Below are 13,374 nucleotides of genomic sequence, written 5' to 3' on the forward strand. Positions count from 1 at the left end.
TGGGTTTCTCCGGTACGGTGTCAGAGCGCCTCGGCGCCCGAAATGATTTCGATAAGCTCTTTGGTGATCGCCGCCTGACGCGAGCGGTTGTACTCGATCGTCAGCTTGTTGATCATGTCGCCCGCGTTGCGCGTGGCGTTGTCCATCGCGCTCATCCGGGCGCCCTGTTCGGACGCGGCGTTCTCCAGCAGGGCCGCGAAGATCTGCGTGGCGACGGCGCGCGGCAGCAGGTCGGCCAGGATGCCTTCCTCGTCGGGCTCGTAGTCGTAGAGCGACGCGGCGGCGCTTTCCTCGGCGGTTTCCACCACCGCGGGGATCACCTGCTGAGCGGTCGGGATCTGGCTGATCACCGAGGCGAAGCGGTTGTAGAAGATCGTGGCGACGTCGAACTCGCCGGCGTTGAAGCGCGCCAGCACGTCCTTCGAGATGCCGGAAGCGACATCGTAGCCCATCTTCTTGACCGTGCTCAGGTCGACGTGACCGACGAACAGGTTGCCGTAGTCGCGGCGCAGCTGTTCGCGGCCCTTCTTGCCAACCGTCAGGATCTTGACGGTCTTGCCCTCGGCCAGAAGCTTCTGGATCCGCTGGCGGGCGAGACGCACGATCGTCGAGTTGAAGCCGCCGCAGAGGCCCCGCTCCGAGGTCATGACGACCAGCAGGTGGGTCTTGTCGGCGCCGGAGCCGGCCAGAAGGCGCGGTGCGCCTTCCGAGCCCGCGACGGCGGTGGCGAGGGACGCCACCACCGAATTCATGCGGTCAGCATAGGGACGCGCAGCCTCGGCGGCGTCCTGCGCGCGGCGCAGCTTGGCCGCGGCGACCATCTGCATCGCCTTCGTGATCTTCCGCGTCGACTTGACGCTGGCGATCCGGTTCTTGAGGTCCTTAAGGCTGGGCATACCCTGTCCTTATCGCTCAGGCGAAGGTCTTGGCGTAGGCGTCCAGCGCAGCCTTGATCTTGTCCTCGGCCTCGCCCTTGATCTTCGGGTCGGTCGTGGTGATCCAGTCCAGCAGGTCGCGCTTCTGGGTCCGCAGGTAGGACAGGAGGCCCGCTTCGTACTTGCCGACGTCCTTGACCGGGACGTTGTCCAGATAGCCCTTGGTGCCCGCGAAGATCACGATGACGATCTCGGCGTTGGTGAGCGGCGCGTATTGCGGCTGCTTCATCAGCTCGGTCAGGCGGGCGCCGCGGTTCAGCAGCTTCTGGGTCGCCGCGTCGAGGTCCGAGCCGAACTGGGCGAAGGCCGCCATCTCGCGGTACTGCGCCAGTTCCAGTTTCACGGGGCCCGCGACCGACTTCATCGCGTTCGTCTGGGCCGACGAACCGACGCGCGACACCGACAGACCGGTGTTAACGGCGGGACGGATGCCCTGGTAGAACAGTTCCGATTCCAGGAAGATCTGGCCGTCGGTGATCGAGATCACGTTGGTCGGGATGTAGGCCGACACGTCGCCGCCCTGGGTCTCGATGATCGGCAGAGCGGTCAGCGAGCCGGCGCCGAAGTCCTCGTTCAGCTTCGCCGAACGCTCGAGCAGGCGCGAGTGCAGGTAGAAGACGTCGCCCGGATAGGCTTCACGCCCCGGCGGACGGCGCAGCAGCAGCGACATCTGGCGGTAGGCGACGGCCTGCTTCGACAGGTCATCATAGATGATCAGCGCGTGCTTGCCGTTGTCGCGGTAGTATTCCGCCATGGCGGTCGCGGCATAGGGGGCAAGGAACTGCATCGGCGCCGGGTCCGAGGCGGTGGCGGCCACGATCGTGGTGTACGCGATCGCGCCGGTTTCCTCGAGCTTCTTCACCAGCTGCGCAACGGTCGAGCGCTTCTGACCGACGGCCACGTAGATGCAGTAGAGCTTCTTGCTCTCGTCATCGCCGGCGGCTTCGTTGTACGACTTCTGGTTCAGGATCGTGTCGAGCGCGATCGCGGTCTTGCCGGTCTGGCGGTCGCCGATGATCAGCTCGCGCTGGCCGCGGCCGACGGGGATCATCGCGTCGACCGACTTCAGGCCGGTCGCCATCGGCTCGTGCACCGATTTGCGCGGGATGATGCCCGGGGCCTTCACGTCGGCGATGCGACGCTCGGTGAACATGATCGGGCCCTTGCCGTCGATCGGGTTGCCCAGCGCGTCGACGACGCGGCCCAGCAGGCCCATGCCGGTGGGGACGTCCACGATCGACTTGGTGCGGGTGACGGTGTCACCTTCCTTGATCGACCGGTCCGAGCCGAAGATCACGACGCCGACGTTGTCGACTTCGAGGTTCAGCGCCATCCCGCGGATACCGCCGGGGAATTCGACCATTTCACCGGCCTGGACGTTGTCCAGACCGTGGACGCGGGCAATCCCGTCGCCGACCGAAAGCACGCGGCCGACTTCGGCCACTTCGGCTTCCTGGCCGAAATTCTTGATCTGCTCCTTGAGGATCGCAGAGATCTCGGCAGCTTGGATTCCCATTATCCGACCTCTTTCATGGCATTCTGAAGATTGGCGAGCTTCGAGGCGACCGAGGTGTCGATCATCTTCGAGCCGACCTTGACGACGAGACCGCCGATGAGGCTTTCATCCACGGTCGTGTTCAGTTTCACGGTCTTGCCGACCGAGTTCGAGATCGCGGCGGCAAGGCGGGCCGACTGTTCGTCGGTCAGCGGTTGCGCGGCGCGGACGTCTGCGGTGATCTCGCCCTTCTCGGCGGCGATCTTGTCCTTCAGCGCGGTGATCAGCGCCGGCAGGACGAACAGGCGGCGCTTCGAGGCCAGCAGCTGCAGCGTGTTGGCGACGACCTGGCCGAGGCCCATCTTCGCCGCCACGGCGCCGATCGCCCGGCCCTGCTCGTCGCGGCCATAGACCGGCGAGGTGATCAGGTCGCGCAGCTCGGGGCTGGCGGCCAGGGCCTGGGCCAGGGCTTCCGCATCGGCTTCGAGCTGGGCAAGCGCACCGGCATCCTTGGCGAGGTCGAAAACGGCCGTCGCGTAGCGCGAGGCGATGCTAGCGGAGATCGAAGCTGGTTCGGACACGTCCACCCTTCCGTTTCATGGTACCCAAGAACCCCGCGCAAGCGCAGGGGAAGGGCGTTCCGTGGCCGTGCACGGTCAGGAGCGTTCCGCATTCGGCCGAAATTCGGGCGAGGATGTAGCAGAGCCGCCGGACTGTCGCAACCGCGAAGGTCAACAGAAAGTTACCGCAAATCCACGGAAAATCAGCCACTTGCCCCCACCCCCTTCCAAGGTGTGAAAAAACACTGCGGGACTTCGGGCGCTAACGGCGCCCGCGCGCGCGGAATCTATACTCGCGGCGGGGCGAATGCCCGAAAATCGGGCAGACGATTCAGTGCGGTCCCCTAAGGGTCAGCGCCACGAAGTGACCCTACGTCATTCACGCCCGCGGGGCCGCGGCGGCGCGTCAGACCGGGTCGGCCGCGGAGGCTGGCAGCCCCTCGAGCGCCTTCAGCGGGCGCTTGACCGCGGCGGCCAGCCCGGGGCGGGTCGGCGCCTGCACCTGTTTCGAGACCTCGATCATCACCACGCCGCTGGCCAGCACGGTCGAGACGCGCGCGCCCATCCGCTCCCACATCGCGGCAGTGCGCAGCCAGAAGCGGCGCGAGTTCGGCGGCATGAAGAGGGCGGCGGCATGACGCTCGGTCGCGAAGCCCGCCTTGCGCAGCGCGGAGTCGAGCTGCCCCGAGGTATAGGGCCGCCCCGAGCCGAAGGGCGTGCGGTCCGAGCGCGACCAGAGGCCCGCGCGGTTCGGCACGATGAAGATCGCCCTGCCCCCCGGCCCCAGCACCCGCCGGCATTCCTCGAGCAGCGCCTGAACGTTGTCGGACCCTTCCAGCCCGTGCATCACCACCAGCTTGTCGACCATCCCGGTGTCGACCGGCCAGTTCAGTTCCTCGCACAGGACCGAGACATTGGGCATCCCCGCCGGCCAGGGCATCACCCCCTGCGGCGCCGGCATCAGCCCGATCACCCGGCGCGCCTCGGCCAGGTAGGGACGCAGGAGCGGCACCGCGAAGCCGTAGCCCGCCACGGTCTGCCCCGCGGCCTCGGGCCACAGCTGCAGCACGCGGTCGCGGATCGCCTTCTGCGCGACGCGGCCCAGCTGGGTGCGGTAGTAGAAGTTCCTCAGATCGAGCACGTCGAGATGCATTGAACCTTCCGGTCCGGTTGGGCACAGTCGGCCCCCACCATAGCCGCATCCGAAGGGAACGCCATGCTCGAGCTTCTGACCATCCCCTGCCTTTCGGACAACTACGCCTACCTGATCCATGACCCCGCCACCGGCGGCACCGCCTGCGTGGACGTGCCCGAGGTCGCGCCGATCGAGGCCGCGCTGGCCGAGCGCGGCTGGCGGCTGACCGACATCCTGATCACCCACCACCATGACGACCACATCCAGGGGGTCGACGCCCTGCGCGCGGCGACCGGGGCGCAGGTCACCGGAGCCGCCGCCGATGCGCACCGCCTGCCGAAGCTCGACCGCGCGGTGATGGCCGGCGGACGGTTCGACCTGTTCGGCACCGAGGTGCAGGTGATCGACGTCTCTGGCCACACGGTGGGTCACATCGCCTACCACCTTCCGCAGCCGGGCTGGGCCTTCACCGGCGACAGCCTGATGGCCTGGGGCTGCGGGCGGCTGTTCGAGGGCACGGCGCCGATGATGTGGGACTCTCTGTCGCGGCTGGCCGTTCTGCCGCCGGAAACGGTGATCTGTTCCGGGCACGAATACACGCTGTCCAATGGACGGTTCGCCATGACCATTGAACCGGAAAATCCCGCGCTTATATCGCGCTTCGCTGCGACGGAAGCGGCGCGCGCCGAAGGTCGGTCCACGGTCCCGTCAACGCTGGAAATTGAATTGGCGACCAACCCGTTCCTGCGCGCCGGCAACTTCCAAGTAAAATCTTCACTCGGAATGGAAAAAGCCACGGACGCCGAGGTTTTCGGCGAGATCCGGGGGCGCAAGGACCGCTTCTGACGCATTTCGCGGCGAAGCATGAACGCTGCGCCGCGGAAAGCTAAAGCTGGTGTTCACATTTTGCGTCACACTGATGGGCAGACGCGAAATCCGCGAAGAAACCACTTGAAGCCCGGCCTTTTCCACCGAACTTTAAACGTATGAGGCCAAGGTCGTTACGGATGGGCCCGACCGGCTCGCCCTTTCGGCCATGAGGAAAGGAGCACGCGCGTGCCGTCGTTTTCGAACACTCTCGAGCAGGCCATCCATGCAGCCCTCGCGCTGGCGAACACCCGCCGGCACGAACTGGCGACGCTGGAACACCTGCTTCTGTCGCTGATCGATGAACCCGACGCGGCCAAGGTGATGCGTGCCTGCAACGTCGATCTCGACGAGCTGCGCCGCACCCTGTCGGATTTCATCGACGATGACCTCTCCACCCTCGTCACCGATGTCGAGGGCTCCGAGGCGGTTCCGACCGCCGCCTTCCAGCGCGTGATCCAGCGCGCGGCGATCCATGTCCAGTCCTCGGGCCGCACCGAGGTGACGGGCGCCAACGTTCTGGTGGCGATCTTCGCGGAACGCGAGTCGAACGCCGCCTATTTCCTGCAGGAGCAGGACATGACCCGCTACGACGCGGTCAACTTCATCGCCCATGGCGTGGCCAAGAACCCTTCCTTCGGCGAAAGCCGCCCCGTCACGGGCGCGTCCGAGGAAGAGGCCGAACAGGCGGCTTCGCAGTCGGCGCCCACCGGGGAAGCGAAGGAGTCGGCCTTGGCGAAGTACTGCGTCGATCTCAATCAGAAGTCGAAGAAGGGCGAGGTCGATCCCCTGATCGGCCGCGAGGCCGAGGTCGAGCGCTGCATCCAGGTGCTCTGCCGCCGCCGCAAGAACAACCCGCTGCTGGTGGGTGATCCGGGCGTCGGCAAGACCGCGATCGCGGAGGGCCTCGCGCTGAAGATCACCCGGGGCGAGACCCCGGACATCCTGGCGGGCGCGACGATCTTCTCGCTCGACATGGGCGCGCTTCTGGCCGGCACCCGCTATCGCGGCGACTTCGAGGAACGGCTGAAGGCCGTGGTGAAAGAGCTCGAGGATCACCCCGATGCGATCCTCTTCATCGACGAGATCCACACCGTGATCGGTGCCGGCGCCACATCGGGCGGGGCGATGGATGCCTCGAACCTGCTGAAACCGGCGCTTGCCGGCGGCAAGCTGCGCTGCATGGGCTCGACCACCTACAAGGAGTTCCGCCAGCATTTCGAGAAGGACCGCGCCCTGTCGCGCCGGTTCCAGAAGATCGACGTGAACGAGCCGTCGGTCGAGGACTCGATCAAGATCCTGATGGGCCTCAAGCCCTATTTCGAAAGCCATCACGACATCCGCTACACCCATGACGCGATCAAGTCGGCGGTGGAGCTGTCGGCGCGCTACATCAACGACCGCAAGCTGCCCGACAAGGCGATCGACGTGATCGACGAGGCGGGCGCGGCCCAGCACCTGCTGGCCGACAGCAAGCGCCGGAAGACCATCGGGTCGAAGGAGATCGAGGCCGTCGTCGCCAAGATCGCCCGCATCCCCCCGAAGAACGTCTCGAAGGACGATGCGGAAGTGCTGCGCGATCTGGAAAAGACGCTCAAGCGGGTGGTCTTCGGCCAGGACAAGGCGATCGAGGCGCTGTCCTCGGCGATCAAGCTGGCCCGTGCCGGCCTGCGCGAGCCCGAGAAGCCGATCGGCAACTACCTGTTCGCGGGTCCGACCGGCGTCGGCAAGACCGAAGTGGCCAAGCAGCTCGCCGATACCCTGGGTGTGGAGCTGCTGCGCTTCGACATGTCGGAATACATGGAGAAGCATGCGGTTTCCCGCCTGATCGGCGCGCCTCCGGGCTATGTCGGCTTCGACCAGGGCGGCATGCTCACCGACGGCGTCGACCAGCATCCGCATTGCGTGCTGCTGCTCGACGAGATGGAGAAGGCGCATCCGGACGTCTACAACATCCTGCTGCAGGTGATGGACCACGGGAAGCTGACCGACCACAACGGTCGTCAGGTCGACTTCCGCAACGTGATCCTGATCATGACCTCGAACGCCGGCGCCTCGGACATGGCGAAGGCCGCGATCGGCTTCGGCCGCGACAAGCGCGAGGGCGAGGACACGGCCGCGATCGAGCGGACCTTCACGCCCGAGTTCCGCAACCGCCTGGATGCGGTGATCAGCTTCGCGCCGCTCGGCCGCGAGATCATCCTGCAGGTCGTGGACAAGTTCGTGCTGCAGCTCGAGGCCCAGCTGATGGACCGCGGCGTGCATATCGAGCTCGACCCCGAAGCGGCCGCCTGGCTTGGCGAGAAGGGCTACGACGACAAGATGGGCGCGCGTCCGCTGGGCCGCGTGATCCAGGAGCACATCAAGAAGCCGCTGGCCGAGGAACTGCTGTTCGGCAAGCTGACCAAGGGTGGCGTCGTCCATGTCCGCGTGAAGGACGACCAGATCGTGCTCGAGGTCGACGAGCCGGCCAGCCCGCGCCTTTCCGGCTCGAAGCCGAGGCTGCTGACCGCCGAGTGATCCTCGGCAAGGCCTGACCTACGACCACCCGCGGCGGCGACGCCGCGGGTGGTTTCGTTTCATCCCCCCGTCCGCCTCACTGCCGCCGCAAACGGCGCGATTATCCAGACTGTTGCACGGTGGGAGAGGTGTCATGCGGGTCGCGGTTCTGGTCGATGGCGACAATCTGGGGGACTGGGCCGCGGAGGCGATCCTGAAACTGGCGCGGGCCGAGGGCACGCCGGACATCCTGCGGGTCTACACCAATGCCGAACGCGGTACGGGCTGGAGCCGCCGGCCAAGCTTCCGCATCGTCCACACCGGCACCGGAAAGAACGCGACCGACATCGCGCTCGCCGTCGACGCGGTCGAACTCGCCCTGCGCGAGCGGATCGGGCTGCTGATCATCGCCAGCTCGGACGGGGATTTCCGCCACCTCGCGCTGCGCCTGCGCGAATTGGGGCACGGCATCCTCGGCGTCGGCGAGGCGAAGGCCCCCGCCGGGTTTCGCGCGGCCTGCACCGGCTTCAGGGTCATCGCCCCGCCCGGCGCCCCCGCAAACGTGACCCCGCTGAAGCCCGGCGCCGAGGCACCGACGCCGGTCGCGCCGCCTCCTGCGCCCCCCGCAGCGCAAGCGGCGACAGACAGGCATCACCTCTACCTGGCCGAAACCCTGTTGCGCGGCCAGGGACCGCTCCCGCTCGCCACGCTTGGCAGCCGGATCGGCGCCGCGGCCAAGGCAGACGCAATGCCCAGCAAACCGCCCGGGGGCTGGCGGGCGTTCTTCACGCGCCATCCCGACCGCTTCGCCCTTGACGGCGACGCGACCGCGACCCGGATCCGCCTCACCGGCGCCCCGCCCCTGCGCCGGCCCGGCACCGCGAAAGACCCCTTGCCGGTGATCGCCCCGCAGGGCTAAGCCCAAGGCATGCTCACGCTCGACAAGATCATCTCGGACCGCGGCTCGAAATACGCCGTCTCCGGCGCGCCCTGCACGACCGAGGCAGAGGCAAGGGCCCTGATCGCCGGCCTCTGCAGCGCCAAGCGCTTCGCCACGGCCACGCACCACAGCTGGGCGCTGCTGTCTTCGGCCGAGGGCCCGCTGAAGGTCGATGACGGCGAGGCCGGCGCGGGCCAGGTAATCCTGCGCATGCTCGAACGCGCCGCCCTCAGGGATCACGTGGTGATCGTCACCCGCTGGTATGGCGGCAAGCACCTGGGCGGCGACCGGTTCCGCCACGTCCAGGACGCGGTGCGTCTCTACCTCGACCACCCCGCGCGCCCTTCGGCATAGGCCCATGGCGCAGGGGGGCGCGGGGGGAGGCCGCGCCTCCCCCCGCCCTTGCCTGTCACCGCTCGGTCAGCTTCAGCTCGATCCGCCGGTTCGCGGCGCGCGCCTCGGGGCTGTTGCCCTCGGCCACCGGCCGGTACTGCCCGAAGCCGGTCGCGGCCAGCCGGTCCGGCGCGAAGCCCAGCCCGTCGATCATGTAGCGCACCACCGACAGCGCCCGGCCTTGGCTCAGCTCCCAATTGTCGCGGTAGCGCCCGGCGCCGGACAGCGGCGTGGTGTCGGTGTGCCCGTCGACGCGGATGATCCAGTCGATCTCGGGCGGGATCTCGCTCGCGATCTCGTTCAGGATCGAGGCGACCCCGGCGATCTGCGACCGGCCCTCGGCCGAAAGATCGGCCGAGCCCGGCTCGAACAGCACCTCGGACGAGAAGACGAAGCGGTCGCCGACGACCCTCACCCCCTCGCGCCCGTCGAGCAGCTGCGAGAGCCTGGCGAAGAATTCCGACCGGTAGCGGCGCAGGTCCTTGGCCTCTTCCTCCAGCCGCTGCCGCTCGGCCTCTTCCAGCGCGGCGCGGCGGCGCTGCTCGGCCGCGACCTGCGCCAGCGCCGAGTTCAGCTGCGCGCCGAGGCTCTCGATCTGCACCTTCGCCTCAGCGTCGCGGTCCGAGGACTGGTCGAGCAGCAGCTGCAGCCCCTGCAACTGCCCGCGCAGGGCCGAGACCTGCTCGTTCAGCAGCGCGAGCTTGCGCGCCCCCTCGGCGCTGACGTCCTTCTCCTGCGCGAGCCTTGCCCGGGCCTCGGCCAGCAGCGCCGCCTGGCGCTCGGCCTCGCTGCCCTGCACGCCCTCGAGCTGCTTCTTCGCCGCCTCGGCCGCGGCCAGCAGCGTCAGCGTCTCTTCGGCCCGCTTGCGGCTTTCCTCCAACGCCAGCGTCATCGCCGTCAGCTCGTCGGTCGAATTCTTCAGCCGCTCGCGCAGCGCCTCGGCAGCGGCGGCATCGGCCAGCCGCGCGGCCTCCCGGTCCGAGATCTGCTGGCGCGCCTCGCTCAGCGCGGCCTCGCTTTCGGCCCCGCGCCGGCGCAGGTCGGCGATCAGCGCGTCCAGCGCCTCGCGCCGCGCCGCGGCCAGGCGCGCGGCCTCGGCCTGCGCGTCGATCTCGCTGCGGGCCGAGGCCAGCGCCGTGGTCAGCCCGTCACGCTCGCCCGTCACCCGGTCGCGCTCGGCGATCAGGGCGGCGACCTGCGCCTCGAAATCGGTGATCTTACCCTGGGCGGTCTGCAGCTGGTCGGCCTGGGTGGCGATCTGCGCGTTCAGCGTGGCGATCAGCCGGGTCTGGCGATCGGCCTCGGCCGCGGCGGCATCGAGCCCGCCCTGCAGCTCGCTCACCCGCGCCCGTTCCAGCCCCAGCGCGTCGGCCAGCGAGGCGACCTGATCGCCAAGGCTCGACAACTCGTTGTCCTGGCTCGAGATCCGGTCGCGCAGCACCGACTGCACCACGGTGAAGATGGTGACGATGAACATCAGCACCATCAGCAGCGTCGTCACCGCGTCGACGAAGCCCGGCCAGATGTTGCTATGGCCCGCCCCGCCCCGGCGGCGCCGTGACGACAGCGCCATCTCAGCCCCTCCGCCCGGTCACCGTCTCGGGCGCGCCGAGCGCGCGCACCGCGCGGGTCAGTGCCGCAAGGTCGCCGCGCAGCTCGCCCACGGCCTCCTGCCGGCCGGCCGCGACCTCTTCCAGAAGGCGCAGCAGCTGCACGTCGATCGAGCGCAGGCGCATCCGGGTCTCGGCCTCGCCATAGGGGCCCTCGTCGGTCGCGCCGCGTTCGAGCAGCGCCGCGATCCGCTCCTGCCCCTCGGCGATGCGCACCAGATGCGCCTCTGAGGCCGTGCCGGCCTCGAGCGTCTGCGCCAGCCGCTCGACGCTGCCCGCCAGCTGCGCCAGCCGGTGGTCGACCGCCTGCCCCTTCTCGTTCGTGCGCGCGACAAGATCCTGAAGCGCGCCCATCTGCTCGACCATGTAGTCGATGACCTGCGCGTTGCCGCCCTCGCCGCCCTCAGAGCCTTCGCCGGCCAGCGAGATCCGGCTTATCGACGAAAGCCATTCCTCGAGCTCGCGGTAGAAGCGGTTCTGGCCGTGGCTGGCGAACAGCTCCAGCAGCCCCACGACCAGCGAACCGGCTAGACCGAGCAGCGAGGACGAGAACGCCGTCCCCATGCCGCCCAGCTGGCTTTCCAGCCCGTGCATCAGCCGGTCGAAGACGGCCATCGAGCTTTCGCCCGGCTGCGGCGCCAGCGCGCGGATCGTCTGCACCACGGCGGGAACCGTGGTGGCAAGGCCGTAGAACGTGCCAAGAAGTCCAAGGAAGATCAGAAGGTTCGCGAGGTATCGTGTAATGTCCCGCCCCTCTTCGATCCGGTCCTCGACCGACTCGAGAATGGTGCGCGCGGAAGAGGTCGCGATGCGGCTGGACTGGACGCGGCCACGCAGAAGGGCCGCCAGCGGCGCCAGCAGGATCGGGGCCTGCGCGGTCTCGGTCGTGCGGCCGGCGACGAAGCGCTCGATCCAGCTGACCGACTTGGCAAGCTGCACCACCTGCCAGAAGCAGGTCAGCACGCCCAGCAGGAAGACCAGAACGATGGTGCCGTTCAGCCAGGGGTTCGAGGCGAAGATCGAGCGGATCTGGGCCAGGATCAGCCAGGCCCCCGCCGCGACCAGCGCGCAGACGACCAGCATCAGCACTACCTGCCGGACGGGCTGACTGAAGAACGGCTGCGGCTGGGTGAGGATCCGGTCCTTCAGGCCGCGGCCGGGATCGGTGACTGGGGTCTGCATGTCTCGCCTTCCCGGGGTTTGCGCGACCATAGCCAAGCCCCGCCGCAACTGCCAATTCTAATCAACTGCCGGGCCTTAAGTCGCATCCCCCTGCGGCGCCTGCGCCGCAAGATGGCGCACCCGCTCGGCCAGCCAGTCCAGATCGGGATCGCCCAGCCCCAGCCCGTCGAGATGGCTCTGGGTGTTCCACAGGTAGTCGCGGTTCGGCCCGCGCCCGCCGGTCGCGCCAAGGATCACCCGCGCCTGATCCTCCAGCGCCATGCCCCCGCAATACTGCCGATGGGTGGGATCGACGACATAGGCCAGCGCCGTCACCACCCGCCCGTCGGTCAGCGACAGCTCGACCTCGCGCTCGAGATAGGCCGAGGACACCAGCTCGCGCTCGCGCAAGGCGGCCAGCGTCTCGGCCTCTGCGCCCTCGGCGACGCGCAGCCCCACGCCAAGGCAGGCCCGCCCCGGCGCCGCGTCCAGCGCCAGCACCAGCCCGGGGGTCTCTTCCGTGCCGCGATGGTGGATCGACCACATGCAGAAACTGCGGTGCCAATCGGCAAGCCGCGCCGGAACCGCCTCGGCCACCGGGAAATCGGGCTGCCAGATCAGCGATCCGTATCCGAACACCCACATGTCAGCCCCCGCGCCCTGTTCCATCGCCTGCCGCCCCTGTAGACATCAGCCAAGAGCGAGAGGAAACCCCCGCATGGCCACGCCCTTCCCCCGGTCGCTGAAGGCGATGATCTGGCTGATCGCCGTGCTGGCGATCGTCTATTCCGCCTATTGGTTCGCGGGGTCGCGGGTGGTGCTGTGGGGGGCGCGGACGGGGCTCGCGCAGCTGGTGGCCGAGGGCCGGGCCCAGCCGTCCCAGATCTCGCTGCAGGGCTTTCCCAGCCGCTTCGACGTGACGGCACAGCCGGTCGCGGTCAGCTCGACCTCTGGCTGGCTGGAATGGCAGGCGCCGCGGGCGGATGTCTTCGCGCTGAGCTACCGCCCCACCCACCTGATCGCGGTGCTGCCGTCCGAGCAGCGGCTGCGCCTCGGCCAACTCTGGACCGACCTGCGCATGGCCGAGGCCCGCGCTTCGGTCAACCTCGGCCTGTCGCGCGACCTGCCGCTGGAACAGGCGATCTTCGTGGCCAAAGCCGGCCAGATCCGGGCAGAGAACCTGCCCGAGACGCTGACCGGCGCCGCCCCGGGCGAGCCGATCACCGGCTTCGACGAGGCGCGGGCCGCGATCCGCGCGCTGGACGCCGGGGGGTTGCGGCAGGAACTGGGGCTGGAACTGAAGGGCCTCGACCTGCCGCCGGCGGCGGTGAAGCGGCTGGGCGACCTGCCCAAGCGCCTCGACCGGCTGCATGCCGACGTGACCTTCACGCTCGACCGGCCGCTGGACCGGCAGGCCCTGGTCGCGCTGCCGCGGCCCGAGGCGGTGCAGATCACCGACCTGTCGCTGGGCTGGGGCCCGGCGACGGTGGCGGCGTCGGGCAGCCTGACGGTGTCGCCCGAGGGGCTGCTGGACGGCGAACTGAACATGAGCGCCACGAAATGGGACGACATCCTCGACCTTGCCGTCGCCTCGCGGCTGCTCGACCGCGACATCGCCAAGACCTATCGGCGGGCGCTGGACGCGCTGGCCGATCTGACCGGGACGCAGGACGGCGCGCTGAAGGTGCCGCTGACGATCCGGCAGGGGTTTATGTCGCTGGGACCGCTGCCGCTGGGCTATGCGCCGGTGCTGCCGCCCGCCTCGGCCTTCTGAGGCCC

12 protein-coding genes are annotated in these 13,374 nt (G+C 68.6%); 5 read left to right on the forward strand and 7 right to left on the reverse strand.

Annotated elements, in window-relative coordinates; genetic code table 11:
* Nucleotides 1-20: 20 nt before the first annotated feature.
* From V8J36_RS07670 to V8J36_RS07685, 4 genes are all read right to left on the reverse strand, one after another.
* A complete protein-coding gene (locus tag V8J36_RS07670; protein WP_336466693.1) occupies nucleotides 21-896 on the reverse strand; it encodes a F0F1 ATP synthase subunit gamma in 876 nt (291 codons plus the stop codon).
* A 16-nt stretch (nucleotides 897-912) separates the two neighbouring features.
* Nucleotides 913-2,451, reverse strand: a complete 1,539-nt coding sequence (gene atpA / locus V8J36_RS07675; RefSeq protein WP_336466694.1) for a F0F1 ATP synthase subunit alpha — start codon at nucleotides 2,449-2,451, stop codon at nucleotides 913-915.
* A complete protein-coding gene (locus V8J36_RS07680) occupies nucleotides 2,451-3,011 on the reverse strand; it encodes a F0F1 ATP synthase subunit delta (RefSeq protein WP_336466695.1) in 561 nt (186 codons plus the stop codon). The genes atpA and V8J36_RS07680 overlap by 1 nt, the downstream gene beginning before the upstream one ends.
* 385 nt (nucleotides 3,012-3,396) lie before the next feature.
* The gene (locus V8J36_RS07685) at nucleotides 3,397-4,143 is read right to left on the reverse strand and encodes a class I SAM-dependent methyltransferase (RefSeq protein WP_336466696.1); all 747 of its coding nucleotides are present in this window, start codon (nucleotides 4,141-4,143) and stop codon (nucleotides 3,397-3,399) included.
* A 63-nt stretch (nucleotides 4,144-4,206) separates the two neighbouring features.
* On the opposite strand from V8J36_RS07685, the gene gloB reads away from it, so the two are divergent.
* The 4 genes from gloB (at nucleotide 4,207) to V8J36_RS07705 (ending at nucleotide 8,785) form a co-directional block, all read left to right on the forward strand.
* Nucleotides 4,207-4,971 carry a hydroxyacylglutathione hydrolase gene (gene gloB, locus V8J36_RS07690; protein ID WP_336466697.1) on the forward strand — a complete coding sequence of 255 codons (765 nt, stop codon included), beginning with the start codon at nucleotides 4,207-4,209 and terminating at the stop codon, nucleotides 4,969-4,971.
* Nucleotides 4,972-5,181: 210 nt separating this feature from the next.
* Nucleotides 5,182-7,512 (forward strand): ATP-dependent Clp protease ATP-binding subunit ClpA, encoded by a 2,331-nt coding sequence (gene clpA / locus V8J36_RS07695; RefSeq protein ID WP_336466698.1) that lies wholly within the window; start codon nucleotides 5,182-5,184, stop codon nucleotides 7,510-7,512.
* 133 nt (nucleotides 7,513-7,645) lie between these two features.
* The gene (locus V8J36_RS07700; RefSeq protein WP_336466699.1) at nucleotides 7,646-8,410 is read left to right on the forward strand and encodes an NYN domain-containing protein; all 765 of its coding nucleotides are present in this window, start codon (nucleotides 7,646-7,648) and stop codon (nucleotides 8,408-8,410) included.
* A 9-nt stretch (nucleotides 8,411-8,419) separates the two neighbouring features.
* Nucleotides 8,420-8,785, forward strand: a complete 366-nt coding sequence (locus V8J36_RS07705; protein WP_336466700.1) for a YigZ family protein — start codon at nucleotides 8,420-8,422, stop codon at nucleotides 8,783-8,785.
* Nucleotides 8,786-8,840: 55 nt separating this feature from the next.
* Here the strand turns inward: V8J36_RS07705 and V8J36_RS07710 are convergent, their stop codons facing one another.
* The 3 genes from V8J36_RS07710 to V8J36_RS07720 form a co-directional block, all read right to left on the reverse strand.
* Entirely contained in the window at nucleotides 8,841-10,397 is a 1,557-nt protein-coding gene (locus V8J36_RS07710; protein WP_336466701.1) for a peptidoglycan -binding protein, read from the reverse strand.
* 1 nt (nucleotide 10,398) lies between these two features.
* Nucleotides 10,399-11,616, reverse strand: coding sequence for a biopolymer transporter ExbB (locus V8J36_RS07715; RefSeq protein ID WP_336466702.1), 1,218 nt, complete (start codon nucleotides 11,614-11,616; stop codon nucleotides 10,399-10,401).
* 75 nt (nucleotides 11,617-11,691) lie between these two features.
* Nucleotides 11,692-12,240, reverse strand: a complete 549-nt coding sequence (locus tag V8J36_RS07720; RefSeq protein WP_336466703.1) for a gamma-glutamylcyclotransferase — start codon at nucleotides 12,238-12,240, stop codon at nucleotides 11,692-11,694.
* A gap of 73 nt (nucleotides 12,241-12,313) precedes the next feature.
* Between V8J36_RS07720 and V8J36_RS07725 the strand changes: the two genes are divergently transcribed.
* Nucleotides 12,314-13,369: a DUF2125 domain-containing protein gene (locus V8J36_RS07725; protein ID WP_336466704.1), complete on the forward strand. Its 1,056-nt coding sequence runs from the start codon at nucleotides 12,314-12,316 to the stop codon at nucleotides 13,367-13,369.
* The last annotated feature ends 5 nt before the right edge of the window (nucleotides 13,370-13,374 follow it).

Source organism: Frigidibacter sp. MR17.14, from assembly GCF_037095735.1.
GTDB lineage: Bacteria > Pseudomonadota > Alphaproteobacteria > Rhodobacterales > Rhodobacteraceae > Frigidibacter.

Excerpts from the sequence above, each read along its gene's own strand:
- V8J36_RS07670 (WP_336466693.1), bottom strand. The coding sequence starts at position 896 with ATGCCCAGCCTTAAGGACCTCAAGAACCGGATCGCCAGCGTCAAGTCG.
- atpA (WP_336466694.1), bottom strand. The coding sequence starts at position 2,451 with ATGGGAATCCAAGCTGCCGAGATCTCTGCGATCCTCAAGGAGCAGATC.
- V8J36_RS07685 (WP_336466696.1), bottom strand. The coding sequence starts at position 4,143 with ATGCATCTCGACGTGCTCGATCTGAGGAACTTCTACTACCGCACCCAG.
- gloB (WP_336466697.1), top strand. The coding sequence starts at position 4,207 with ATGCTCGAGCTTCTGACCATCCCCTGCCTTTCGGACAACTACGCCTAC.
- V8J36_RS07700 (WP_336466699.1), top strand. The coding sequence starts at position 7,646 with ATGCGGGTCGCGGTTCTGGTCGATGGCGACAATCTGGGGGACTGGGCC.
- V8J36_RS07705 (WP_336466700.1), top strand. The coding sequence starts at position 8,420 with ATGCTCACGCTCGACAAGATCATCTCGGACCGCGGCTCGAAATACGCC.
- V8J36_RS07710 (WP_336466701.1), bottom strand. The coding sequence starts at position 10,397 with ATGGCGCTGTCGTCACGGCGCCGCCGGGGCGGGGCGGGCCATAGCAAC.
- V8J36_RS07715 (WP_336466702.1), bottom strand. The coding sequence starts at position 11,616 with ATGCAGACCCCAGTCACCGATCCCGGCCGCGGCCTGAAGGACCGGATC.
- V8J36_RS07720 (WP_336466703.1), bottom strand. The coding sequence starts at position 12,240 with ATGTGGGTGTTCGGATACGGATCGCTGATCTGGCAGCCCGATTTCCCG.
- V8J36_RS07725 (WP_336466704.1), top strand. The coding sequence starts at position 12,314 with ATGGCCACGCCCTTCCCCCGGTCGCTGAAGGCGATGATCTGGCTGATC.